We start from the raw sequence: 25,237 nt of genomic DNA on the forward strand, positions 1-25,237 counted from the left end.
AGCAGCGGGGACAAATATAGGCCCAGAGGGCCGGGATTCAGCGCCGAGGGGTCAGGGCCACCATCAGCTGATCGACGACGCCCCCCAGCAGAGCGCGGTCTGGGTGGCACTGGGCGAAGGTCACCAGCCCCTGGATGTTGACCTGCAAGAAGGCGGTCAGGGTGGGAATGTCGCACCCGGGGGCCAGCTCCCCCCGCTCACTGGCCTGACGCAGCAGCTGCGCCAGGTCGCTCTCCAGCTCGCCATAGATGACCTTGAAGCGCAGGTGCAACTCTTCATCCTGTTCCGCCAGCTCCATCAGGGTGCGGGTCAGCAGGCAGGAGCCTTGCAGGGCATCGTCCACCAACTGGGTGAAGAAGGCCTTCAGCCCGGCCAACGGGCTCGGTTGATCGAAGCAGCGACGGCGCAGGGCGCCCTTCTCCTGCACATAGTGATCGACCGCCGCCAGCAGCAGGCCCCGCTTGTTGCCAAAGGCGGCATAGAGACTGCCCGGGTGCAACCCGGTCGCCGCCACCAGATCCTGCATGGTGGTCTTGGCATAGCCTCTGGCTCGAAACGCCTCCATGGCGCTTCGCAAGACAAGGTCCCGATCAAATTCGGCACTGCGCATGGGATCTCCGCTGGCAAGGGCCCGGCGTACCGGGGAACAGGGCGGCAAGTTTACCCCAGCAGGCAGGCAAGACCAATCCATGTTGAATGCTTGTTCAAAAAAGACTTGCGTACAAACCAAAAAACGTCTTGAATGCCCATTCAAGAATCACCCCCGAGGACGCTCTGCATGGATACCCTGTTTCAACCTTACCGCCTCAACGGCACCCTCACCCTCGCGAATCGCTTCATGATGGCCCCCCTCACCCGCTGCATGGCGGGCCCGGGACTGGTGCCGACCGCGCAGATGGCTGCCTACTATGGCCGCCGCGCCGACATCGGCCTCATCATCTCCGAAGCCACCATCATTCGCCCGGACGGCCAGGGCTATCCCAACACTCCCGGCATCTACAGCCCTGAGCAGATCGCAGGCTGGAAACAGGTCACCGAGGCCGTGCACGCCAAGGGGGGCAAGATCTTCGCCCAGCTGTGGCACGTGGGTCGTCTCTCCCACCCCTTCTTCCATCACGCCGAAGTGCTGGCACCGTCTGCGGTCGCCCATGAAGGCACAGTGCCGCGCATGCGCGAACTGGTGTATCAGGTGCCCCGCGCCCTGAGCGAGAGCGACATTGCCCAGCTGGTCGAGGATTACGCCCAGGCCGCCGCCAACGCCATCGAGGCGGGCTTTGACGGGGTGGAGATCCACGGCGCCAACGGCTACCTCATCGACCAGTTCCTGCACCACTCCAGCAACCTGCGCACCGACCAGTACGGCCAGACCCCGGAGAACATGAGCCGCTTCGCCCTGGAGGTGGTGGATGCCATCAACGCCCGCATCGGCAGCGAGCGGGTGGGCCTGCGTCTCTCCCCCGGTGCCTATGTGCACCTCGAAGGCGATGCGCGGGATCGCGCCGTGTTCGATTACCTGCTGGCCGAGCTGAACAAGCGTGCCCTGGCCTATGTGCACCTTGGCATCTTCGATGACAGCCTCACCTTCGACTACCTGGATGGCCGCGCCTCCGACTACCTGCGCGCCCACTACGACGGCCACCTGGTGGGGGTGGGCAACTACAGCGCCGAGACCGCCGCCGAGGCGATCCGCGCCGACCGCTTCGACCTCGTCGCCATCGGCCGCCCGCTTATCGCCAACCCTGACTATCTCGCCAAGGTGAAACAGGGCGACGCCCTGGTCCCCTATGCCGACACCATGCTGGCGGAATTGGTATAAACCGCGCCGCGCCCTGAGACAGCGCCGTGGCCGGCACCATGCTGGCCGAGCTGGTGTAAGCCGAGCCCGAGTCATACGCAGGCCGGGCCGCCTTTGCCCGGCCAGCGTGTTCCTGACCAAGGATGGGATCCGCGCACTGGCGCGGGTTTCCAATGTTTGGGCCCCTCTCCCGGGCCCTTTTTTGTGTCCGCCTTCTGGCTCATGAAATAGTTGTCATCAACAACCAGTTGGCTATATTGGTTGCAGGTAACAACGAGAAGGACACTCACAAGATGGATCCCCGCCCCCTGCGCGCCCTGTCACGGGAACTGGTACGCGAACTCGGCATGCTCTCCCAGCAGTGCGGCTCCCTGGCCCTCAGCCCCCTCGAGGCCCACCTGCTGATCGAGCTGGAGAATGGCCCCGCCACCAACCAGCAGCTCGCCGAGCAACTGCGCATCGACAAGTCCAACGCCAGCCGCCCCCTGGCCCGCCTCGCCGAGCGGGAGCTCATCGCCTGGCAGCCACACCCCTCGGACGGGCGCAGCAAGCAGGCGACCCTCACCGGACAGGGCAAGGCGCAGCTTGAGGAGCTGCACCGGCAGATGGATGAGGCCATGGCAGAGACCCTGGCCCAGCTCGCCCCCGAGGAGCGCGAACGGCTCTGGGAGGGCATGCGCCTCTATCGCAGCGCCCTCTCCCGCGCCCGCCGCCAGCAGGGCTATCGCATCAGGCCCATCGCCCCTGAGGACAATGCCGCCATCGCCGCCGTGGTGCGCGCCGTCTCCGCCGAATACGGCCTCACCGCCGACAAGGGCTACGGGGTGGCAGATCCCAATCTCGACTTCCTCCATGAGACCTATCAGGGCAAGCACAGCCGTTATTGGGTGATAGAGGGGCCGGACGGCGCCATCCTAGGCGGGGGCGGCATAGCCCCTCTGGCGGGTGAAGCCGGGACCTGCGAGCTGCAGAAGATGTACTTCCTGCCCGCCCTGCGCGGCCTGGGGCTGGGGCGGAGACTGGTGCTGCAGGCCCTGGCCGAGGCACGCACGCTCGGTTACCAACGCTGCTATCTGGAGACCACGGCCGATCTGCGCGAGGCCACCAGCCTCTACGAGTCGCTGGGCTTCGTGCACCTGCCGGGGCCCCTTGGCTGCACCGGCCACGACGCCTGCGAGATCTGCATGGTGCTGGCGCTCTGAGTCGCCCCTGAGCCTGTCCCATCTCTTCTTCCCCTGTCACGGGAAGAGGGACAAAAAAGAGACCCCGCCGCAGCGGGGTCTCTTGCATGGAGCCAAAGCAGGCCTCAGTGATCCTTGACCACAGCCCCGGTTTGCCTCTCGGCGAGAAGCAGCGGCCGCCTGGCCCAGAAGCCGGCGAGCAGAGAGCCGGAGAGGTTGTGCCAGACCGAGAACAGGGTGCCCGCCACGGCGGAGGCCGGGGTGAAGAACTTCATTGCGAGCGCCGTGGCCAGCCCGGAGTTTTGCAGCCCCACCTCGAAGGCGATGGTGCGGCAGATGCGCTCATCGAAGCCAAGCCATCGGCTCATCCAGTAACCCGCCGTGATGCCTATGCCGTTATGGAGGATCACCGCCAGCGCCACTATGGGACCTATGGCGGCGAACTGGCCGGCATTGAGGGCCACGACGGTGGCGATGATCAGCACTATGGCCACCATGGAAACCAGCGGCAGCAGAGGCTCTAGCCTCGTGGTCAGGGAGTGCAGCCAGACGTTGGCCAGGACCCCGATGACCACCGGGATCAGCACTATCTTGAGCAGGCTCAACAGCATGTCCAGCACGGGGACATCGACGCTCTTGCCAGCCAGCAGTTGCACCAGCAGCGGGGTGATGATCACCCCAAGCAAGGTGGAGAGCGCCGTCATGGTGATGGAGAGGGCCACATCCCCCTTGGCGAGGTAGCACATCACGTTGGAGGAGGTGCCACCGGCGACGCTGCCCACCAGCACCATGCCCACGGTCAGCTCGGCATCGAAACCGAGCAGCAGGCTGATCAGCAGGGCCGCCAGCGGCATCACGCTGAACTGCAACACCAGTCCCAGTCCGATGGCCCTCTTGTTGTTTACCACGTCGAGGAAGTTGGCGGGGCGCAGGGTCAGCCCCATGGCCAGCATGATGATGGTGAGCAGCGGCACTATCTGGGTCTTGAGATCGACGAACAGCGCTGGCTGCCAGTAAGCCAGCACTGAAAACAGCAAGGCCCAGAGCGGGAAGAGGTTGGTAATGCGTCCAAGCATGGTGATCTCCTGATCTGAAATAGAACGCGGGCAAAAAAAAGAAGGCCCGCGAGGGCCTTCTTTTATATCAGCTTTTGCCGCCTGGGGGCGCGCGTTATCAGTGCTCGCGGGTCTGGCGGAAGTGAACGTCCGGGTGACGCTCCTGGGCCAGCCGCAGGTTGACCATGGTCGGGGCTATGTAGGTGAGGTTGTCACCACCATCCAGCGCCAGGTTGACCTCGTTCTTGCGCTTGAACTCCTCGAACTTCTTGACGTCGGTCCCTTCCACCCAGCGGGCGGTGGAGACGTTGACCGCCTCGTAGATGGCCTCGACGTTGTACTCGCTCTTGAGGCGGGAGACCACCACGTCGAACTGCAGCACACCGACGGCGCCGACGATGAGATCGTTACTGATCAGCGGACGGAATACCTGCACGGCCCCCTCTTCGGAGAGCTGCACCAACCCCTTGAGCAGTTGCTTCTGCTTGAGGGGGTCGCGCAGGCGGATGCGGCGGAACAGTTCGGGGGCGAAGTTCGGGATGCCGGTGAACTTGAGATCCTCACCCTGGGTGAAGGTGTCACCGATCTGGATGGTACCGTGGTTGTGCAGCCCGATGATGTCACCGGCGCACGCCTCGACCGCCTGCTCACGGTCACCGGCCATGAAGGTGACGGCGTCGGAGATGTTCACATCCTTGCCGATGCGCACGTGGCGCATCTTCATGCCCTTGGAGTAGGTGCCGGAGACGATGCGCATGAAGGCGATACGGTCGCGGTGTTTCGGATCCATGTTCGCCTGGATCTTGAACACGAAGCCGGAGAACTTCTCCTCGGTCGCTTCAACCAGACGGCTCTCGGCCTTGCGCGGCATGGGGGCCGGGGCCCAGTCGGTCAGGCCGTCCAGCATGTGGTCGACACCGAAGTTACCGAGCGCGGTACCGAAGAAGACAGGGGTCATCTCGCCGGCGATGAAGGCCTCGTGATCGAACTCGGGGGAGGCGCCCTGCACCAGCTCCAGTTCGCCGCGCAGCTGGGCGGCCAGATCTTCACCGATGGCGGCGTCCAGTTCCGGGTTGTTCAGCCCCTTCACCACCCGCTTCTCCTGGATGGTGTGGCCCTGACCGGTCTGATACAGATAGGTCTCGTCCTTGTAGAGGTGGTAGACACCCTTGAAGGACTTGCCGCAGCCGATGGGCCAAGTGATGGGGGCGCACATGATCTTCAGCTCGCGCTCCACCTCGTCCATCACTTCCATGGGATCGCGCACTTCGCGGTCCAGCTTGTTCATGAAGGTGAGGATGGGGGTGTCGCGCAGCCGGGTCACTTCCATCAGCTTGCGGGTCCGGTCTTCAACGCCCTTGGCGGCATCGATGACCATCAGGCAGCAATCCACGGCTGTTAGCGTACGGTAGGTATCTTCGGAGAAGTCCTCGTGACCCGGGGTATCGAGCAGGTTGACCAGACAGTCCGCATAGGGGAACTGCATCACGGAGGTGGTGATGGAGATACCACGCTGCTTCTCCATCTCCATCCAGTCGGATTTGGCATGCTGGCCTGAGCCACGGCCCTTGACGGTACCGGCGCGCTGAATGGCCTGTCCGAACAGCAGGACTTTTTCGGTGATGGTGGTCTTACCCGCATCCGGGTGCGAGATGATCGCAAAAGTGCGTCTCTTGGAGACTTCACTCAGAAATTCAGCTGACATAATTCGACGTTCTTCTATTGAGCGGCGGCCTGGAGCCACCGTGGGAATAAATGCGGGACAGCACCTTGGGATCAGGGCTCCCATGCAGACAACGACGCCACGCAGCCGGGTCATGGAACCCGCAGGTGGAAAAAGGAGGAGCGCTGCGTTACATGGGCCTTCTCGCCTGAGTCAAAGCAAAATTGCGCGACATTATACCCGCGCGAGTGAAAAATACCCAGCCCGGCATGAGGGGCTGAAGGGCGGTTCGGGATCAGGCCGCCTTCACCACCCGGTTGCGCCCCGCCAGCTTGGCGGCGTACATGGCCTCGTCGGCCCGGCGGATCAGCTCCCCGAGATTGTCATCCTCTGCCCTGTACTCGGCACAGCCTATGCTGACGTGGATGGGGTGATCTTCAGGCACCCCCTCGATGACGAGGCGGGAGACGGCAATCCTGACCCGCTCGGCCACCTCGGCCGCCTCTTCAAGATCGGTGTCGGGCAGCAGCACCAGAAACTCCTCCCCGCCGTTGCGCCCCACCCGATCCAGGCTGCGCACCTGCTCCTCGATGCACTGGGCCACGGCGGTCAGCACCCTATCCCCCACCTGATGGCCGAGCCGGTCGTTGACCTTCTTGAAGTGATCGATGTCCAGCAGCAGCACGCAAAGGGGCTTGCCGCTCGCGCGCGCCTGGGCGAACCATTTGCGCCCCTTGGCCTGGATCTGGCGCCGGTTGTGGATGCCCGTCAGCTCGTCCGTCATGGCGAGACGCTGCATCTTGCGGGTACGGCCCCGCTGGTGGATCACCAGTATCCCCATGACCAGCAGCAGCAGGGCCACCACCAGAAATTGCCAGTAGCGTCGCTCCTGCAACTGCTTGAACTTTTCGGCCTGCAACTGCTGCTGGGCTCTGAGGGTCTGGTTCTCCAGCTCCTTGCGCGCCAGGTCAAACTCGAAACGCATCTGCAGGGCCCGCTGTTCCCGCAGCCGCTGATCCAGTGCATGGCGGGTCTGCACGAAGGCCTTGAGGCTGGCCAGGGCCTCCCCAACCCGTCCCTGACGCTCCAGCACCCGGGCGCGCACCTCGTGCACCCAGGCAAGGAAGCGCAGGTTCTGCTCCCGGGCAAAAATCGGCTCGGCCTCGTCCAGATGTCGCAGCGCCTCGGCCGGTTTGCCCATGGCATCCTGCACGGTGGCCATGACGATGTGCCAATGGCCCAGAGTCACGCTGTCTGCCCCTTCCCCCCGATGCAGCAAGGTGGCGGCCTGTTCCAGCTTGGCCATGGCCTGCGCCGTCTTGCCCTGTTTGAGCAGGATGGTGGCCAGCTCTATCCTGCTCCAGGCCAGCACCCCGTCCTGCTGCTGCGCCTCATAGTAGCGCTCGGCCTCGACCATCAGCGGCAGCGCCTTGTCGTACTCTGCCGTGTCGATATAGAGCAGTCCCTGCTGGGTGTGGATATCCACCAGCCGCTCGACATCCCCCAGCGTCCGGTAGTCGTGCTCCAGCTCCTGGAAATAGCCCTCGGCCCGCTCGAAGAGCCCCATCCGGCGATAGGCATTGGCGATCCTGGCCAGCACCTCGCGCCCCTTGCTCTCCAGCCCCAGGGCCTCGTAGCGGCGATGGGCATCGATAAGCTCCATCAGCCCCTCGGCCAGCTCCCCCTGGTAGGAGTACATCTCCCCCCGCAGGTTGAGGATGTCGGCCCGCTGCCGTTCATCCCCCAGCCTGCGCGCCAGGGTCAGGGCGGCCGCGTAGTCCAGCCTCGCCTCGTCCATGTTGCCGAGCAACTGCTGATGATAACCGCGGCAGGCGAGCAGGCCGCTCTCGGCGACCCTGTCCTTGCGGCCCCTCACCTCTGCCAGCGCCCGATCGGCAAACTGCACCGCGCGCAGGAACTCCTCGTCCCGCTCGCTCGGCTGGGCCCAGCACTGCAACCGGGCGATGCGTCCCTGCACCTCGGGCGGATAGGCATCGACATGGGCGACCAGGGCGGCGACACGGTCGCGAAACACTTGCAAGGGCGGGGCATCATCCTCCAGCTGCTGCAGCTCCCGAGACAATCCGGGCTCGCTCAGCCGGGGGGACACCGCGAAGGCGGGTGTCACTCCCAGCCATAACAGCAGGCTAACGCCCATCAGGATCTTCATGCTGATTCAGTCTCCCCGTTCGATGGCCCGGACGCCGTGCCCATCGCCTCAATCATATCCCTGCTTGCCATGGGCGCACAGCCACGGCATTCATTGCCGTGTCAGCGCTCACTCCCGCTATCTCATTCTTTACAGAAGGAAAGTCTGCATCGACTATAAGCGAACTGATACAAGGGAAGGGATGATGAATGACCTACGAGGAGCTGCGGGAGGCTTACGACAGGTTGTTGCTGGAGAACGAGCGCCTCAAACGCATCGCGGATGACGCACGGGAGAAGCTGGATGCCGCCATGGACGGCACCGGCCTGTGCATCTGGCAGAACCATGTTCCCACCGGCAAGCTCATCATCTTCAACCGGCGCTGGGGATCCATGCTCGGCTATCAGCCCAAGGAGCTGTCGGCCCACTTCGACACCTGGCGTGAACACCTGCACCCGGAAGACAGGGAGCGGGTGCTGCAGGCCTTCTTCGACCATCTGGAGGGCAAAAGCCCCTTCTATCAGGTGATGCACCGGATGATCGCCAAGGATGGCAAGACCACCTGGGTGCTGGACAGGGGTCGGGTGGTGGAGCGGGATGAGCAGGGCAACCCGCTGCGGGTGATGGGCACCCACATCGACATCACCCACGAGAAGGAGTACGAGCAGCAGCTGGCCCAGCTGGCACACCGGGATCCCCTCACCGGCCTGCTCAATCGCACCGCCCTGCACCGCCAGTTCCCCGGAGAATGCAGGGCCATCTGCTTCATCGATCTCGATGACTTCAAGCAGGTGAACGACAACCTGGGCCACCGCGCCGGCGACGAGCTGCTGGTGGCCCTCAGCCAGCGGCTGCGCCACTGCTGTGGTGAGGAGGTCAGACTGGGTCGGCTCGGGGGGGATGAGTTTGTGCTGTTGCTGCCCTGGCCGAGCGAGGATCCCCGCACCAGCCACCTGGCCCGTCAATGCATCGATGCCATCGCCACTCCGTTCGAGCTGCCCAATGGGGAGGCGGCCGTGGGCCTGAGCATGGGGATAGCCGCCATCCGACCCCAGGATGATTTCAGCACCGCGCTGGCCCGGGCCGATCAGGCCATGTACCGGGTCAAACGCAGCGGCAAGCGGGGATTTCATATCGCCCAGCCGAGCGGCCAGCCGCTGTTGGATCAGGATCAGGTCAGCGAACGGGGCCTCTATCACAGGACCGGCATCTGACACCGGAGCGGCGCCAGCCCGTCCCTAGCTGCGTTGCCAGCGCCTGAGCAGGCGGCCACGCAGACCGCAGTCCAGCAGCCAGCTGTTGTCGAACACCCGCAGGATCGCCGATTTTGCGTGCCTGGACATGGCGACGGCGTGGAAGCGGGTCTGCTGCGCTCGCCGCCGGTTCATCCGATCGAGCAGGGCATGGGGCAGGCTCTGGGCGATGAAGTCGGAGATCACCAGCACATCGGCCCTGGCAAAATCCGGTTGCTCCAGCTGTACCAGCGCCTGCTCGAGGCAGGGCACCAGATCGGTGCCGCCGTGGAAACTCATGGAGAGGAAGCGCTCTGCCTTGTCCAGCCCGGTGTCGGCGGTGATCTCGAGCGTCGCCACCTCGGTGGAAAACAGCATCAGATAGCAGCCCCGCTTCTCGTCCATCGCCACCTTGAGCAGCGCGAGGAACAGTGCCTTGGCGCACTCCTCCGGATAGCCACCCATGGAGCCCGAGGTATCGACACAGACGATGAAGGGCCCCCGCGGCTGCACCTCCTGCCCGCCCTGCTCCGGGGAGCGCTGCATCAGGCGCTGGCGCGGCAATGTGCCCCGCGACTGATAACTCAGCAGGCGCCGCTCCAGATAGCGGCGATAGAACTCCAGCTCCAGCTCCGGCAGGGCCAGCATCACGGCCTCGCTCGGCAAGAGGCGCATCAGATCGCTGGCCGGGTGCACCCCCACCAGATCGTCAGGTACGTCGTCGGTCTGCACCTCTTCCAGCTCGTGCATGGGCACAGGGGGCAGCGTCCGGGCGTCGGTCCGCCGATCCCGCTCGCTGCGCCCCAGCAGGGCCGCGATCTCCCCCAGCAGGGGTTCGCGCTGCAACATGCGGGCATATTGTTGCACCAGCACCAGGCTGCGTTTGTGCCAGCTGCCCTGGGCCAGATCCCAGAGTCCCCCCGCGGAGATCTGGTGCGGATCCAGGGCATCGGCCAGGGTCCGGTTCGCCAGCAGCTGATCCTCTATCTCCTGGCGCTGCTTCTCCCGCTCCGCTTCGGCGATCTGCTGCTGCAACTGCAGCAGGCTACCCACCAGGCTGGCCCGCCACTTCTCCACAAACAGCTGACGCAGCCCCTCGGTCGGCTGGGCCACTATCTGGCGCACCAGGCTGCGGGCATCCCCGGCGAAGGGGCTGTGCTGCTCCAGCGCCTCAAGCAGGGCCGGCAGCCGCCCCACCAGCTCGGGCAGGGGCAGCAATCTGTGGGCCTGATAGAGTAGGTACTCCTGCTCCAGCGCCACCGGCACCGGCTTGTGGCGCATCTCCTCGCCGAGCTGCTCGCTCCAGGTCTGGATGCGTTTTTTCAACAGCTTGCCCTGCAGCGGGGAGCGTTTGAGGAATTCGGAGATCTTGGGGGTGGACGCCAGCAGCAGCGCCATCTCCCCCGCCAGCTCCCCCTCACCGATGAGGAGCCCCAGATCCATCATGCCGATCTCTAGCATGGGCACTCCCCACGCAAGGGACGCATGGCGACATCCTGCGGGTACGACAGGCGGCTCATCTCATGGGCCAGCATCAGTTCGGACAGCATCAGGCATCGAGCCCGGGCAGGCGATCCCGCCACTGCTTCAGCTCCTCGCCCAGCCGTTCCAGGTCCCGGTTCAGCACGAAGAAGCTGTCCTCCACCTGGCGCAGCCAGTGCTCCCCGACAAACAGGTGGGGCTGGTGACGATCGAACAGGCTGCGCTGCCCCTTGAGGCTCTGCTGCACCCGGACAACCTGGCTCGCCAGCTCACCCAGCTCGGTCTGCCAGGGGGCCGTCACCACCTCGGGGATGGGAGTTCGCTCCACCAGCACCAGAGGCACGGGCTGACGCTGGACATCCAGTACCTGCAGCCGCAACTGCTCGTCCAGCACCAGCTCGTAGTGTCCCTCCTTGGGGTTGCCAAGGGGCCAGCCCACAAGCGCCTCCCCGGTGGGGTGCCAGTGGGAGAGCAGGGTGCGATCGAAGGTGAGGGTCTCGGTCAGGCGTTCGGGATCCCCGCCATCCAGGGGCGCCGGCGTGAGCAGGTGGAAGTGCACCTGCTTGCCGAACGGTTTGGCGTTGGCCAGCGGCAACTCGGTGCCACGGGCGCGGCGACCAAACCACTGCTTGCGCTTGACCGCCTTGCAGCCGAGACGCTGGGCGACGGCCCCCTTGAGCTGCTTGAACCGCTCGCGCAGGGCCAGCAGCTCACGGGTCAGCACCAGTTGCTGGTAACCGTAGAGGCGGGAGAACTCGCCGATCATCTCCAGCAAGGCGGTGCGGGAAGCCTCGTCGTGCCAGAGGCAATCCTTGAACAGCAGCAGATCCAGCGGGGCCACTTCGTCGCGACCGTTGAAGAAGGCGCTCGCCTTGATGAGCCTGACCGCCTTCTTCCAGCGCCGATCCGACACATAGCAGCCGTGACCGAGCTGGCTGTCGAGCTGCTGGCGCAGCTGATAGATGAGCTCGAAACAGGCGTCGGGCAGGCGCACCTGCTCGATCTCCGCCTGCCAGGCCTCGTACTCCTCCCCCCGGATCTGCACCGAGGGCGTCAGGTTCTGGTGGGATTGGCCATCACTCGCCAGCATGGCCTGGAAGTTGGATTTCTCCTGCACCCTGTCCATCCAGATCCGCACCAGCATGCGATCGTAGAGCGCCTCCAGCCCGCTGTCCGGGGCGGGCAGTTCGTTCGATGCGGTCACCAGCAGCCGCATGGGAATGGGATGCTGGCTGTCGCCGTTGCGGAACTGCCGCTCGTTGATGGCGGTGAGCAGGGTGTTGAGGATGGCCGGGCCCGCCTTCCAGATCTCGTCGAGAAACACCACCTCGGCCTCCGGCAGATAGCCGTGAGTCAGCCTCAGGTACTTGCCATCCTCCTTGAGCGCCTGGATGGAGAGGGGACCGAACACCTCCTCCGGCGTGCTGAAGCGGGTCATCAGGTATTCGAAGTGGCGGGCATCGTGAAAGGCGAGCTTGAGGCGCCGCGCGATCAGGCTCTTGGCGATGCCCGGGGGGCCCAGCAGGAAGACGCTCTCGCCACTCAAGGCCGCCAGCAGGCCGAGCCGCAGGGCGTCCTGGCGCTCATACAGCCCCTCCCCGAGGGCGGCCAGCAGCCGTGGCAGGCGCTCATGGATGGGGGTGGCACGAACAGTATTCTGGGCTAAAGGCGGCATAGGCACAGTTCCGAAGCTGGTATGGTCATAGTGTCCACGGGGTCCGGCCTCTGGCCCCGCCTCACTGTCATGGTCTGTTGAATCTGGTCATCCCGCGGTCGGGGTCGGGATCGCACGGCCCCGGCGGGACAATCCCGGCACGCAAGGGGGTGCAGCAAAACCTGCGAGAGTGTACTCTGCGCATCAGAATTTACCCCAATGCAGATCAAGAGTGAGCCTTCGCATGCAAGATCCCCTGCTGGACCCACTGCGTCAGCGCATCCTGGCCCGGATGGGCATCCCCCTCTGGCAACTGAGAGCCAGGGGCCTGCCAGACCAACCGGCAGACGCTGCGGCAACCCGGCAGCCGCAGGTGACCCCGGCGGCAGAGGATGCGGCGACCCCACGCCAGCCGGTGGCGGTGCCGACCGGCAAGCTGTGGCTGCAGGCCGAGGCACTGCCCGCGCCCTCCTTGCTCGGGGATATCTGCCAGTGGCTCGGCATAGGCACGGACGAGGTCTCCTTGCTCGACGAGCTGCCCGAGGGGGTGACGCCTCCTCTGCTCTGGCTGACGGCGCCGGATCCGCGCTGGCCCCATGCCCTCATCTGCCCGCTCAAGCCAGGCGCGGTGCACAAGCGCGCCCTCTGGCAGCAGTGCCGACAGCGCCAGCCCGGTTGAACCGGCCAGCCGCCAAGATCCTTGAAGCCACGACCATGGCATGACCATGCCGTCCGTCGCAAGTCCGAATCCCGTCCGGAGTAACCATGTCTGACCTCTTGCCCAGCTTTCGTCCCCTGCTCGAATCCGATTTCAACGCCATCTATCCCATAGAGCGGGCCGCCCACCAGGAGCCCTGGAGCCAGGCTAACCTGCTCTCCTGCTTCGGGCCGCGCTATCTCAATGGCCTGATGCTGGTGGAGGGCCGTCCCGCCGGTTTCTATATCTCGGATCTGGTGGCGGGAGACAGCTCGCTGATGAACATCTGCGTGCACCCCGAGTTTCAGGGCAAGGGGCTGGGTCGGGCGCTGCTCAAGGAGTATCTGGCCCGCAGCAAGGCGAAGGGGGCCGAGGCCTGGTTTCTGGAGGTGCGGGCGGGCAACCGCACCGCCATCGGCCTCTACGAGAGCGAGGGGTTTGCCGAGTATTGCCGCCGCGCCGACTACTACGGCACCGGGCAGGATCGGGAAGACGCCGTGCTGATGTCTCGCCTGTTCGACTTCGGCTGATCCCGTAGCCGCCCGGCTTGGGTCAGGAGGCCATCCACCACGGACAAGGGGGCATGCCGCCCCCTTGTCGTGTCTACCCTCATCCCGCACCCCAGTCGCCCCTCAGGGCAGGGGCGCATTGTCGATGGAAGGATCCTCCAGGCTGAGGGTGACCCTCAGCACCGCCTCGAAGGCGGCCCCCGAGAGCGGCATGAAGAAGCCGCGCCCGTAGGTGACCCCTGGCATCCAGATCTGCTGGATATCCACCGCCACCTTGATGGGCCTAAGCGGCTCTCCCGGTCGCTGCACATAGATGCCGGGCGCGGTCGCCACCTGAGGGAAGCGCCGCAGTATGTGCTCGCTGCCATCCCCCGCATCCGGGTTGAGCCGTACCTTGGCCAGCCCCGCCAGGGCGGATTGCATCTCGGGAGCGCGCCACAGCTCGTTATTGAGCGCCTTGCAGCGTCGGCATTTGGCGCGCTCTATCACGTAGAGCAAGGGGTATCCTTCGCTCAGCGCCAGCCGCTGCGCCTGCTCATAGCCCTCGGCCCCGCTCAGCCAGGGGTTGTCCTGCGCCCCTGATCCGCCAAGGACAAACCAGAGTGCACCGGCTCCCGCCAGCAGCAACAACATGCCCGTCAACAGACTCTTGACCCCGATCCCCATGGCGCTACTCCCTGAATGAATCCGACCCTTGTCCTTATCATGCCTGACTCTCCCCGAGTTGACGACTTTGTGATCCAGGACAAATGGCGCACACTTGTAAGCTGTAATGTTAGAGTTTAAACTCCAGCCCCGATTTTAGTGCCCCTGCGGGCGCACAACTGTTACTTGAGGATGATTTAGATGTCGCAGCTTCATCTGGTTAGAGTGATGCGTGAGCGTATTGCCCGCCTTGGCAACAAGGCCGCCCTGCGCGTCCAGCAGGATGGCCAATGGCGCGCCATCGGCTGGCGTACTCTGGGCCAGGCCATGGACTACTGCGCCCAGGCGCTGATCCGCGCCGGCCACCAGCCCACCGAGATGGTCGGCCTCTATGCCCGCAACATGCCGGAGTGGACCCAGGCCGATCTCGGCATCCTCGCCGCCCGTGGCGTCAGCGTGCCCATCTACCCCACCAGCACGCTCGAACAACTGCGCTACATCATAAAGGACGCCGGCATCAAGCTGCTGTTCGTGGGGGAGCAGCCCCAGTTCGATCAGGCGCTCCTGCTGCTCAAGAGTGGCGAGATCAACCAGATAGTCACCCTTGACGGCACCGTCGATCTGCGCGGCTGCGAGCAGGCGAGCCACTTCCAGACCTTCCTGGTCTCCGGCAACCATCAGCCCAGCGAGCAGGCGCTGAGGGAGCGCGAGCAGCACTACCGCATGGATGATCTGCTGACCCTGATCTACACCTCGGGCACCACGGGTGAACCCAAGGGAGTCATGCTCGACTTCAACAACATCGCCGCCTGTTTCGAGATGCACGACCGCCGCCTGGATCTTGGCGAGCAGGACATCTCCCTCTGCATGCTGCCGCTGAGCCACGTGTTCGAGCGCGCCTGGAGCTACTACGTGCTCTATTGCGGCGCCGAGAACGTCTATATCCGCGATCCGCAGAAGGTGATGGAGGTGATTGGCGAGGTGCAGCCCACCGTGATGTGCGCCGTACCACGTCTCTACGAGAAGGCCTACGCCATGATCCAGGCCAAAGTTGCCCAGGCACCGCGCCTGCGCCGCGCCCTGTTCGGCTGGGCCACCGGGGTCGGCAAGCGGATGGTCGCCACCCGCCAGGCCGGCAAATCCGCCTCCCCCCTGCTTTACCTGCAGCTGGCCCTGGCCGAGCGGCTGGTGTTTCGCAAGCTGCGTGCGCGCTTCGGCGGCCGCACCCGCTTCCTGCCGGTGGCAGGCGCTCGCCTCGCGGACGACGTCAACCTCTTCTTCCAGGCCATGGGGCTCAACCTCAAATACGGCTACGGCATGACAGAGACCACGGCCACCGTCTGCTGCTACGAGGACAGCCAGTTCAAGCTGGGTTCCATCGGCACCGTCATGGACGGCATAGAGGTCAAACTCGGCGAGAACAACGAGCTGCTGGTGCGCTCACCGACCGTGATGCGCGGCTACTACAACAAGCCGGACGCCACCGCCGAGGTGATGACGGCCGATGGCTTCCTGCGTACCGGCGATGCCGGCGAGCTCGACGACCAGGGCAACATCTACTTCACCGAGCGCCTCAAGGAGCTGATGAAGACCTCCAACGGCAAGTACGTGGCCCCGCAACTGGTAGAGGGGACCCTGGGCAAGGATCGCTTCATCGAGCAGATCGCCATCGTCGCCGATGCCCGCCACTTCGTCTCGGCGCTGATCGTCCCCTGCTTCGAGTCCCTGGAGGAGTATGCCCGCTCCATCAACCTGCAGTACCAGTGCAAGACCGAGCTACTGCGCCACTCCAAGGTGGTGGAGTTCTTCGAGGCACGGATTGCTGACTTGCAAAAAGAGCTGGCCAAGTTTGAGCAGGTGAAGAAGTTCACCCTGCTGCCGAGCGCCTTCTCCATGGAGCTCGGGGAGATCACCCCCACCATGAAGCTGCGCCGCAAGATCATCGAATCCAAGTACCAGAGCGAGATCGAGGCCATGTACAGCCATGTCTGAGTCCAGCCACGGCTGATCCCTCATCTGGCATGAAAAAGCCGCTCATGGAGCGGCTTTTTGCTGTCTGCCTGCCACTCAGGGCAGCTTGACCAGGGGTTGCTCGCGCAGCTCGGTGGGACGGCCGGCCTGGATCTTGTCCACCTGGGCCAGGGCCTGCTTCACCTCCTCCCCATTGCGCAGCAGGCGATAGGTCAGGTCGAAGGTCTTGGTCTCCCCCGGCTGGATCTTGGGTACCAGCCCCAGCGGGCGCTGGTACTTGGTGCTGTAGGCATAGCTGGTACCGGGCTCTATGCCGGTCACATAGCCCTGGGCCCGGGTGTCTGTGTTCTTCCAGAGTGTCAGCACAGGTAACTGTTTGGTGTTGTAACCCACCGCCACCCCGGCACTGCCCGCTTTGTTGTTCAGCACCGCCAGGGTGTTGCCCTCGGCATCGCTGTAGGGCACCAGGTTGAACACCATCTCGTCGAAGCCCTTGGTGGGCCCCAGATAGGTTTGCCAGCCCTTGAGTCCCGCCTTGGCGTAGTCGTTGAACGGAGAGATCTGCTTCACCGGCGTGCTGACATGTGCCCCCTCCTCCAGGATCGGCGCCCCGAAGTTGCCGTGATAGATGATCTGGTACTCGTTTTCGTAGTCCGCGTGGTTGGTCAGCTTGTCCTGCAGGGCAAATTCCGCCTGACCGGGCACTACGCTCAGCTGGGTCCAGGTGACCAGCTCGCTCATCTTGAAGGTGCGCTCGTCCACCCGGCCCCGCACGTGGATGGCGTAGGGCGGCTCCTCGTCCACAGTCACGCTGACCACGGATGCCGGTATGTTCTGCACCCGGCCGTGCAGGCTCTTGAGGCGGCCGTCGTCATCCACCCCGGGGTGACCGGTCCACTCATAGCCGCAGCGCACCAACATCTCGTTGAAGCCATCGAGCCAGCCCAGACCGGCGCGACTCTCCAGATCGATGAAGGCCGGGTTGACCACCTCCTTGACCGGGGAATCCCAACCCAGGCGCAGATCGGCCCCCTTGACCTCCTTGATCCCCATGCCACGGGTCGGCACCAGGGTGATCTTCATCACCCCGTTGTCGACGATGAGCAGATCCACCCCTTCCTGACGCCCGCCGTGCAGGCGTTTCTTCTCGATGGAGAAGGGTACCGGGCTCTTGATCCCCAGCTTGTCGCTGGTGATCTTCCAGTCCCCCACATCCAGTCCCTGCTGGGCGTCGGTCAGCAAGAATTCGGCGGCCTGGCCAGAACTCGCGCCCAGGGCGAGCAGCACGGCAATGGAGAGTTTCTTCAACATGGCTTTATCCTCGTGTCTCTTGTTTTTGGTGATAGCTGAATCGTTTCAGTGATCGAAACCTAGGCGTCCGACGCGTCGGACTCAAGGGACAAAAGGAGGAAATGTGAGCCGTTTGACAATAAAAGCGTCAATCGGCTTGCTGAAGTGAAGGCTGACTCACAGTCAGGATCGGGGAGGATGACGGCAAGAGGAGGGGAGACGCCGCAGCGCCTCCACGGATTCTGTCTCTCTCTGCCCTACTCCAGCGCCCACGCCACGGCGGCATCGGCATGAATGGCGGTAGTGTCGTAGAGCGGCACGGCGGCCTGGCACTCCCCCACCAGCAGGGCGATTTCGGTGCAGCCCAGGATCACGGCCTGAGCCCCGGCCTGGGCCAGCTCGGCGATGATGGCCAGGTATTCGGCCCGCGACGGCTCATGGATCTGCCCAAGACAGAGCTCGTCATAGATGATGCGATGCACCCGCTCCCGTTGCTCCTCTGCAGGCACCAGCACCTCCAGTCCGAACTGCGCCTCCAACCGCCCCTTGTAGAAATCCTGCTCCATGGTGAAGCGGGTACCGAGCAAGCCGACCCGGGTCACCCCGTCTGCCTGCAGGCGGCGGGCGGTGGCATCGGCGATGTGCAGCAGCGGGATCTCGATGGCGGCTTCAATTTCGGGGGCCACCTTGTGCATGGTGTTGGTGCCTATCATCAGGAAATCGGCGCCACCGGCCTGGAGTGCGCGGGCCTCGGCCGCCAGCAGACGGGCGGTAGCGGGCCAGTCACCGGCATGTTGCAACCGCTCTATCTCGGCAAAATCGACGCTATTGAGTAGCACCCGCGCCGAGTGCAAACCGCCGAGCCGCGCCCGCACACCCCGGTTGAGCGCCTGGTAGTAGCTGACGGTGGACTCCCAGCTCATGCCACCCAGCAGACCGATACATTTCATGAACCCTCCTTGCCACCACGCTGGCACCGGGCGACGCGAGCGTCATGCCGCGCCGCCGACGAAACAAAAAAGGCCCCGAAGGGCCAACAAGACAGCCGGTAAAGGCTCAGGCCAAGGCCTAAACCCAGATCATCAGCACGCAGGCCGCCGTGGCGATCCCCATGCCGAGGTTAAAACGACGCCAGCCTCTGGCGGTACGGATGAGGCGGCGCACCTGGGCACCGAACAGCACCCAGAAGGCCCCCGTGTAGAGGCCGGTCACGAAGAAGATGCCGAGCACCCAGCCAGCGGACGGCCAGTAAGCCTCCCCCGCCAGGGTGAAGCCGCTGATGGCGGAGAGCGCCATCATCCAGGCCTTGGGGTTGAGCAGTTGCAGCATGGCCCCCTGATGGGCCGGGATGAGCGGTCGGCTGCCATCCGCCGGGCCGCTGGCATTGGCCACCTTCCAGGCCAGCCAGAGCAGGTAGGCCGAGCCCACCAGCTTGAGGCCGTCATGCAGCAGCGGCACCTTCTCGAACATCACCCCCAGCCCCAGGGCCGTGGCCAGGATCATCAGGTTGATGCCCCCCACCACCCCCACCAGCAGGGGAATGGAGCGGCGAAATCCCTGGGCGGCCCCGGCGCTGGTGAGCAGCATGTTGTTGGGGCCGGGGGTGCCACAGGTGATCAGGGCAAAGCCCGCCAGGGGGAACAACCAGTTCAGATCCATCTCAATCTCATCCTTTAGTGCGGCAAGAGCGCGGCAAGCCTCCTAATATGCAGAGCCTCTGCCCTGACGACAAGGTCGGCAATGCATTTTCTTTGCATGAATAATCAGGCAACCATTAATACCAGAGCATCACCACGCACAGGGCGGTGAGGGCCCCCAGGCTGCCATTGAGACGGCGCCAGCCCTTGTCCGAGTTGATCCAGCGGCTGAGCTGATGGCCGAACAGCACCCAGGCAAAGCAGACCGGCAGCCCCGCCATGGGGAAGACCGACATGATGCCCCACAGACTCGGCCAGTAGTCGCTCCCCGGCAGGCTGAACAGACTGATGGCGGAGATGCCCATCATCCAGGCCTTGGGATTGAGGAACTGGAAGCCCAGCCCCTCCAGCAGGGTCAGCGGACGGGCGCGACTTGCCGGATCCCCTGGGGCACCGGCCACCGCGATGCGCCAGGCCAGCCACAGCAGATAGAGGCTGCCCAGCACCTGCAGGCTCACCTTGAGCAGGGGCCAGCGTTCGAACAGCGGATAGAAGCCGAGCGCCAGCACCAGTTGCAATACCGGCTGGCCCACCACCACCCCGATAAGGTGTGGCAGAGTACGGCGTACCCCGAAGTTGGCGCCGGATGCCGTCAGCATCAGATTGTTGGGCCCCGGGGTGCCGCAGGTGAGCAGGGCGAAGCCAAACAGGGTGGCGTACCATTCAATGGTCATGAGGTGACTCCTTTCTTGTTACATTGTATCGATACAATGTGAGCTATTGGGTTGTTAACAGGCTGAATATCACGCTATATTGGGGACAATATTGGATCAATGGATTTATTGTCACCATGACAATCTGGACACCCGACCTCACCCCCTTCGAGGGGCCCCTCTACCTGAAACTGGTCAAGGCCATCGAGCAGGCCATTGCCGATGGCGCACTGCCCCCCCAGACCCGACTGCCGACCCACAGGGCCCTTGCAGACCGGCTGGGGGTGACTGTGGGCACCATCACCCGTGCCTACACCGAGGCCGAGCGACGGGGTCTGCTGGCGGCCAGGGTGGGTCATGGCACCTGGGTCAGGGCTGCGGCGGATCCCGCCAACGAATGGGTGATCCGCAACGAGGACAATCAGCGCATCGAGCTGTGGCAGAACCTGCCGGTGCAGCTGGACAGGGCCGCCATCATCAGGCCCATGTTGACCGAACTGGCGGACGGGGATCTCAACGCTCTGCTCGGCTATGACAAGGAGGCGGGACGTGCCGAGCAGCGCCAGCTGTTCGTCGACTGGCTCGCCGCGCAGGGCATCCAGGGGAGTGAAGAGAGGCTGTTGTTCAGCCATGGCGCCCAGCACGGCATCATGCTGGCCCTGCTGGCCACCGGCTGCGTGGGGGAGACCCTCTTTTGCGAGGGGCTCAGCTACCCCGGCATGCTGGGCAATGCGCGCCAGCTGAAGAATCAGGTGATGGGGCTGGCGATGGACGAGGAGGGGCTGATCCCCGCCGCCCTGGAAGCCGCCTGCCGCCAGCGGCGGGCCAAGCTGCTTTACCTGACCCCTACCCTGCAGAATCCCACCACCGCCACCATGAGCCTGGCGCGGCGGGAGGAGATAGTTGCCATCGCCCGCCGCCATGATCTGCTGATCGTCGAGGACGACGTCAACGGCCTGCTGCCCGAGGTCTCGCTCCCGCCCCTGGTCAACCTGGCGCCGGAGCGAGTCATCTACCTCGGCAGCCTGGCCAAGATCGCCTGCGGCGGCCTGCGGGTCGGCTTCGTGTTGTCTCCCCCCTCCCTTCGCAACGGCTTCGCCCAGGCCATGCGGCTGTCGAGCTGGATGGTGAGCCCCCTGCTCATCGAGCTGGCCTGCAAGCTGGTGAGCCAGCACCAGATCATGCCGCTCATCGAGCAGCAGAGACGAGTCCTGGCGCGTCGGGGGGAGCTGCTGCGTCACCTGCTGCCGGGGGCGCGCTGGCAACCGGGTGCCATGCACGCCTGGCTGCCGCTGCCCGAACCCTGGCGCAGCCAGGAGTTCGCCGAGGCGGCCAACGCCCTTGACGTCGGGGTCGCGAGCGGAGAACACTTCGCCGCCGGCCAGTTTGCCGCCCCGCAAGGGGTACGCCTGAGCCTGAGCCAGCCCGCCACCGACGCCCGCGTCGCCAAGGGGCTGGAGCGCCTCGCCGGGCTGCTGCGGGGCACGCCGCCCACCAATCCCCTGCTATAGTCTGTGGCCCTGATCCCGAAGGAGTGACCATGCTGCCCGTCCGCCCCGCCCTGTTGCTCATGACCCTGTTGCTGGGGGGCTGCGCCTCGCCCAGCCATCAGCAGCTGGGTGCGGCGCTGAGCGGGCTGGAGGGGGAGTTGCAGCGGCTGGAGGAGGAGCTCGCCGCCATGAACGGACTCCACTATCAGAGGGCCATCGACGCCCCCCTGACCCTGCGCCGCTACCTGAGTGCTCCCTCCCCCACGGCGGAGGGCCTGGTGCCCGCCCAGAGCCAGCTGCAGGACGGCCCCCTGCTGCGCTATGACTACCGCCTGCCGGCGTCCATGACCCGGCTGCCCACCGACAACCCCTGCCTGCGCTACGAGTTCGAGCTGCGCCACCTCGGTCGTCTCGGCCAACTCGAGCTCGCCTGGCAGGGGCACGGGCAGCAGGGCAATCGGCTCATCCGTCAGCGCGACTGTCCCTTCTCGGCCAAGGGACCCGGTTTGCAGTAGGGTCCCGCCCTCATCCCAGCCTGCGGCAAGGCCTGACCGGATGAAGGCCCCCCGCCCTATGGCGGCTTATCTTCCACGCGCCCTGTCACTGACCCAAGTGGGGTATTGACCCCGTCGCCTCTCTCAGACGACAGTGGGGGCATCTTTGAATCCGGTTTTCACACGCCTGGCCACATCCCAGTTAGCGAAGGAGCGTCAAGAATGCAGATCCTCCTGATCGAAGACGATGCCATGATCAGCTCGGCCCTCTCCCAGGGGCTCGGCGAGCTGGGGGTGAACGCATCCCAACTGCGCCATTGCAAGGAGCTCGCGACCCTGCCCGCCCTCCTCGGCCAGCACGCCTTTGATGCCATCATCTGCCGCCAGTATCAGCATCAGGCCCATGACGGGATCCGTCTGCTCCATGAGGCGCACTATCTGGGCCTGCTCGCGCCGGGTTGCGTGCTGTGGTTGCTGGGCGAGGAGGATGACGCCGGTCAATTCCCCCCTTCCGACCTCTATTTCCCGTTGCGCCTGCCCGTCCCCTTCACCACGGAGCAACTGACCAACGGTCTGCGTGAATTGCTGATGCTGATCGAGCTGACGCGGCCTCTGGCCACGCCCATGGCCCTCAGGGAGTGGCGCAACGCCTGTGCCCGATGCGAGGATCTGCTCTATCAGCACTCGCGGCACAAGGGGCTGGGGCCGCAGATAGACAGGGTCAAGGGATACATGCTGTTGCAGGAGCAGGATCACTTCCAGGCCACCCAGCACTACGCCATGTGCACCACGGAACACGACGCCTGGTGGCCGCGCAAGGGGTTGATCCTCGCCCTGCTCGGATTGAACAGGCTGGAGAGTGCCCGCAAGGATCTGGCTCGCAATCAGGCACGACTTCCTGCCGCCATTTATCAGGAGCTATCCCTCGCCTGCCTGCTACACGAGGCACAATGGGAACCGGCCTGGGCCACGCTCGCGCAGTTGCTGCGCAAGTACCCCTGGCAACCAGAGTGGCGCCAGGTTGGTATTCTGCTGGCACTGCTGCTCAAAGAGGAGGGGAAGGCGCTGGAGCAGGCCAGAAGCCTCACTCTGCGTTTCTTTTCCGAGCACAGATTCCGGATATCCATCGAGCATGTCATCCTGAGCGCCAGTCTGGCGGTGCTCTGGCACAACCCGACAGCGGCCAGGATAGCCACGCTGCGCCAGGAGTGTGACAGCCTCGGCCAGGCGACGACCCTGCGTGACCACGAGGCCGCACTGCTGCAAGCCCTGATGCTGGGCCTGGATTATCGCTTCGATGAGGCCCTGGTGCTGCTGGCCAGACATCCGCCAGAGGCGGCGCGGGACCATCACCTCAACCAGTTGCTCGGCTTTGCCGTCAGCCAGTTCTGCGGCCTGCCCCAGCACGCCCGGCGTTATCTGGCACAGCTCAGCCAGCACCAGGCCAGGGTGGCGCCCTCCCCACTGCTCCAGCGGCTGTTCAGGCTGGTGATCACCGAACTCGGGCAGCAGTTGGAGCACCGCGAACAGCGCCTGGCCTCTCTGCGCCAGGGGCGGCAAGAGGCCATCTCTGCCGGGCAGCATCAGGTGGCCATCCAATATGGCTTGACCCTGCTGGAGGAGTTTCCCGCTCTGCCGGGGGATGCCTGGCAACTGCTGACGCTGTTGCAACTGTGCTGGCCGAGCGGCATGCCGGCTCCCGGGGTCGCCCAGCTGGTTGACCGGCTTGAGCGGCGCCTCAACCACAGCGCCGCGTTCCTGGGGCAGCATGCCGAGGCCTATCAGGAGACGCTGCGGCAGATCCGATCTCACCTGGCCCCCAAACTTCCTCCTCTCACACCTCACTAAGGTCGGGAGCCCAAGCGCCTGCACGGGGCAACGGCTAGAGCAGACCCCGCACCAGAATACCGGCGATCAAGAGCGGCGCCACCAGTCGCCAGCACCAGAGCAGGCACAGACGCAGGGCCGGCGACAACCCGGCAGGCAGTATGGTATCCCCCAGCCGCCAGCCCAGCAGCAGGGTCAACACCAGACCGAACAGCGGCATCATCAGGTTGGAGGTGAGGTAGTCCAGCAAGTCGAAGATGGTCTTGCCAAACAGGGTGTAGTCGGCCCAGGGACCGAACGACAGGCTCACCGGAATGCCGGAGGCCATGATCAGCAGGGTCAGCACCCGGCAAGCGCCACGGCGCGACCAGCCCCACTCCTCGCAGGTGAAGCGCACCAGGTGCTCCAGCATGGAGATGGAGGAGGAGAGCGCCGCCACCAGCAGCAGCAGGAAGAAGACCACCCCCAGCCCCTGACCGAACGGCAGATGGCTGAACACGGCGGGCATGGTCATGAAGGTGAGACCCGGGCCGGCTGTGGGGTCTATGCCGGTGGAGGCCAGCGCCGGGAAGATCATCAGCCCCGCCAGCACAGAGATAAGGCTCGCCAGGGTCACTACCCAGACTCCGGAGCGCAGCACCCCTTCGCTATTGGGCAGATAGGCGCCATAGGTAGTGTGTACCCCGAGGCCAATGGAGAGGGAGAAGAAGGCCAGCCCCAGGGCATCCAGCACGCTCTGGCCGGTCAGCATGGAGAAGTCAGGCAGCAGCAGCTGGCGCACCCCGGCCATGGCCCCCGGCATGGAGAGACCCACCCCCACCAGCAGCAGCATCATGATGAAGAGCGCCGGCATCATCCAGCGCAGCGCCCGCTCCACTCCCTTCTGAATGCCCCCCTGCACGAACCACCAGGTGAGCCCGGCGAAGACCAGATGAGTCAGCACAGGCCACCAGGGATGGCTGACGTAGCCGTTGAACAGGGCGGTCAGCGCCGAGCCCTCGCTCAGGTTGAGCTTGCCCGCCACAGCCAGTGCCGCATAGCCCACGGTCCAGCCCCCCACCACGCTGTAGAAGCTGTAGATGAAGAAGCCGCAGAGGATCCCCATGTAGCCCATCCAGCGCCAGTTCGGCCCCACCAGCCGATGAAAGGCGCCGAGCACCCCGCGCTGGCTGCGGCTGCCGAGCAGGGTCTCACCCACCAGCACCGCGACCCCCAGGGTGAAGCTGAACAGCAGAAACACCAGCAGGAAGGCGCCGCCGCCATTGGTGGCGGTCACATAGGGAAACTTCCAGATGGCGCCAAGGCCAATGGCCGTGCCGGCCGCCGCCAGCACATGACCGAGACGGGAAGACCACTGAACCTGGCTCATACAACCTCCGGGGAAGACAACATCGAATCGATACTCCATGGGTAAGTGCAACCTGGGTCGCAACAACTGGGCTGCAACAAAAAGGCCGCCCGGGGGCGACCTTTGCAATGAACATTCAGACTGAGTGCGCGTGCAGGGTCACCTCTCTTGCGAGCTGAAAAATCGACCAACAAGGGCGATGAGGGGTGACATTCTGTGAGTAACCTAGACGCGAAAAAGGAGCCACAGCCTAAACCACGGCAAGAGAAGTTGACAGCCAAGAGTCCATTCTTGCCCACAAAACAGAATATTTATTAACTTAATGGCCGCATTGTGAATCAAAGTTTTGATAAGCCTCTATTTCATGGATTTTTCGATACAGTCAATCCTGCCGGCAAGGTTCCT

General features: G+C 64.5%; 21 protein-coding genes. 9 read left to right on the plus strand and 12 right to left on the minus strand.

The window, feature by feature from the left end:
* Positions 1 to 37: 37 nt before the first annotated feature.
* Positions 38 to 610, minus strand: a complete 573-nt coding sequence (locus ACB039_RS17540; RefSeq protein ID WP_317841980.1) for a TetR/AcrR family transcriptional regulator — start codon at positions 608 to 610, stop codon at positions 38 to 40.
* 168 nt (positions 611 to 778) lie between these two features.
* Here ACB039_RS17540 and ACB039_RS17545 point away from each other — a divergent pair, with 168 nt between their 5' ends.
* Positions 779 to 1,816 (plus strand): alkene reductase, encoded by a 1,038-nt coding sequence (locus ACB039_RS17545; protein WP_371166125.1) that lies wholly within the window; start codon positions 779 to 781, stop codon positions 1,814 to 1,816.
* A gap of 272 nt (positions 1,817 to 2,088) precedes the next feature.
* A complete protein-coding gene (locus ACB039_RS17550; protein ID WP_270824069.1) occupies positions 2,089 to 2,997 on the plus strand; it encodes a MarR family transcriptional regulator in 909 nt (302 codons plus the stop codon).
* A 104-nt stretch (positions 2,998 to 3,101) separates the two neighbouring features.
* On the opposite strand, the gene ACB039_RS17555 is transcribed toward ACB039_RS17550, so the two are convergent.
* The 3 genes from ACB039_RS17555 to ACB039_RS17565 all read right to left on the minus strand — a co-directional run bounded on the left by ACB039_RS17555 (position 3,102) and on the right by ACB039_RS17565 (position 7,864).
* Positions 3,102 to 4,052 (minus strand): bile acid:sodium symporter family protein, encoded by a 951-nt coding sequence (locus tag ACB039_RS17555; protein WP_317841978.1) that lies wholly within the window; start codon positions 4,050 to 4,052, stop codon positions 3,102 to 3,104.
* A gap of 97 nt (positions 4,053 to 4,149) precedes the next feature.
* Complete coding sequence (prfC, locus tag ACB039_RS17560) at positions 4,150 to 5,736, minus strand: peptide chain release factor 3 (protein WP_371166126.1); 1,587 nt, start codon at positions 5,734 to 5,736, stop codon at positions 4,150 to 4,152.
* A 253-nt stretch (positions 5,737 to 5,989) separates the two neighbouring features.
* Entirely contained in the window at positions 5,990 to 7,864 is a 1,875-nt protein-coding gene (locus ACB039_RS17565) for a diguanylate cyclase (RefSeq protein WP_371166127.1), read from the minus strand.
* 188 nt (positions 7,865 to 8,052) lie between these two features.
* Here ACB039_RS17565 and ACB039_RS17570 point away from each other — a divergent pair, with 188 nt between their 5' ends.
* Positions 8,053 to 9,057, plus strand: a complete 1,005-nt coding sequence (locus tag ACB039_RS17570; protein ID WP_182787648.1) for a sensor domain-containing diguanylate cyclase — start codon at positions 8,053 to 8,055, stop codon at positions 9,055 to 9,057.
* Positions 9,058 to 9,081: 24 nt separating this feature from the next.
* Here ACB039_RS17570 and viaA read toward each other — a convergent pair whose 3' ends face one another.
* Positions 9,082 to 10,536: an ATPase RavA stimulator ViaA gene (gene viaA / locus ACB039_RS17575; protein WP_371166128.1), complete on the minus strand. Its 1,455-nt coding sequence runs from the start codon at positions 10,534 to 10,536 to the stop codon at positions 9,082 to 9,084.
* An 88-nt stretch (positions 10,537 to 10,624) separates the two neighbouring features.
* On the minus strand, positions 10,625 to 12,232 hold the full coding sequence (locus tag ACB039_RS17580; protein WP_371166129.1) for an ATPase RavA domain-containing protein: 1,608 nt from the start codon (positions 12,230 to 12,232) through the stop codon (positions 10,625 to 10,627).
* A 223-nt stretch (positions 12,233 to 12,455) separates the two neighbouring features.
* Here ACB039_RS17580 and ACB039_RS17585 point away from each other — a divergent pair, with 223 nt between their 5' ends.
* The gene (locus tag ACB039_RS17585) at positions 12,456 to 12,890 is read left to right on the plus strand and encodes a hypothetical protein (RefSeq protein WP_371166130.1); all 435 of its coding nucleotides are present in this window, start codon (positions 12,456 to 12,458) and stop codon (positions 12,888 to 12,890) included.
* Between the two features lie 98 nt (positions 12,891 to 12,988).
* Positions 12,989 to 13,438, plus strand: a complete 450-nt coding sequence (rimI, locus tag ACB039_RS17590) for a ribosomal protein S18-alanine N-acetyltransferase (protein WP_152565374.1) — start codon at positions 12,989 to 12,991, stop codon at positions 13,436 to 13,438.
* A 102-nt stretch (positions 13,439 to 13,540) separates the two neighbouring features.
* On the opposite strand, the gene ACB039_RS17595 is transcribed toward rimI, so the two are convergent.
* Positions 13,541 to 14,083 (minus strand): hypothetical protein, encoded by a 543-nt coding sequence (locus ACB039_RS17595; RefSeq protein ID WP_371166131.1) that lies wholly within the window; start codon positions 14,081 to 14,083, stop codon positions 13,541 to 13,543.
* A gap of 180 nt (positions 14,084 to 14,263) precedes the next feature.
* Between ACB039_RS17595 and ACB039_RS17600 the strand changes: the two genes are divergently transcribed.
* On the plus strand, positions 14,264 to 16,054 hold the full coding sequence (locus ACB039_RS17600) for a long-chain fatty acid--CoA ligase (protein ID WP_371166132.1): 1,791 nt from the start codon (positions 14,264 to 14,266) through the stop codon (positions 16,052 to 16,054).
* A 75-nt stretch (positions 16,055 to 16,129) separates the two neighbouring features.
* Here the strand turns inward: ACB039_RS17600 and ACB039_RS17605 are convergent, their stop codons facing one another.
* The 4 genes from ACB039_RS17605 to ACB039_RS17620 form a co-directional block, all read right to left on the minus strand.
* Positions 16,130 to 17,344, minus strand: coding sequence for an aldose 1-epimerase family protein (locus tag ACB039_RS17605; protein WP_323981792.1), 1,215 nt, complete (start codon positions 17,342 to 17,344; stop codon positions 16,130 to 16,132).
* Positions 17,345 to 17,580: 236 nt separating this feature from the next.
* Complete coding sequence (locus tag ACB039_RS17610; protein WP_171272583.1) at positions 17,581 to 18,273, minus strand: aspartate/glutamate racemase family protein; 693 nt, start codon at positions 18,271 to 18,273, stop codon at positions 17,581 to 17,583.
* A gap of 118 nt (positions 18,274 to 18,391) precedes the next feature.
* On the minus strand, positions 18,392 to 18,982 hold the full coding sequence (locus ACB039_RS17615; RefSeq protein WP_139439688.1) for a LysE family translocator: 591 nt from the start codon (positions 18,980 to 18,982) through the stop codon (positions 18,392 to 18,394).
* A gap of 115 nt (positions 18,983 to 19,097) precedes the next feature.
* The gene (locus ACB039_RS17620) at positions 19,098 to 19,694 is read right to left on the minus strand and encodes a LysE family translocator (protein WP_182787640.1); all 597 of its coding nucleotides are present in this window, start codon (positions 19,692 to 19,694) and stop codon (positions 19,098 to 19,100) included.
* A gap of 116 nt (positions 19,695 to 19,810) precedes the next feature.
* Here ACB039_RS17620 and ACB039_RS17625 point away from each other — a divergent pair, with 116 nt between their 5' ends.
* From ACB039_RS17625 to ACB039_RS17635, 3 genes are all read left to right on the plus strand, one after another.
* Positions 19,811 to 21,184, plus strand: coding sequence for a PLP-dependent aminotransferase family protein (locus ACB039_RS17625; protein WP_182787638.1), 1,374 nt, complete (start codon positions 19,811 to 19,813; stop codon positions 21,182 to 21,184).
* A 29-nt stretch (positions 21,185 to 21,213) separates the two neighbouring features.
* Complete coding sequence (locus tag ACB039_RS17630) at positions 21,214 to 21,678, plus strand: hypothetical protein (protein WP_041206735.1); 465 nt, start codon at positions 21,214 to 21,216, stop codon at positions 21,676 to 21,678.
* Between the two features lie 201 nt (positions 21,679 to 21,879).
* On the plus strand, positions 21,880 to 23,505 hold the full coding sequence (locus tag ACB039_RS17635; protein WP_005324623.1) for a hypothetical protein: 1,626 nt from the start codon (positions 21,880 to 21,882) through the stop codon (positions 23,503 to 23,505).
* 34 nt (positions 23,506 to 23,539) lie between these two features.
* Here ACB039_RS17635 and ACB039_RS17640 read toward each other — a convergent pair whose 3' ends face one another.
* A complete protein-coding gene (locus tag ACB039_RS17640; RefSeq protein ID WP_005324621.1) occupies positions 23,540 to 24,853 on the minus strand; it encodes a sodium-dependent transporter in 1,314 nt (437 codons plus the stop codon).
* Positions 24,854 to 25,237 lie beyond the last annotated feature (384 nt).

The sequence above is a fragment of the Aeromonas sp. S2(2024) genome (assembly GCF_041402505.1).
Lineage (GTDB): Bacteria > Pseudomonadota > Gammaproteobacteria > Enterobacterales > Aeromonadaceae > Aeromonas > Aeromonas media.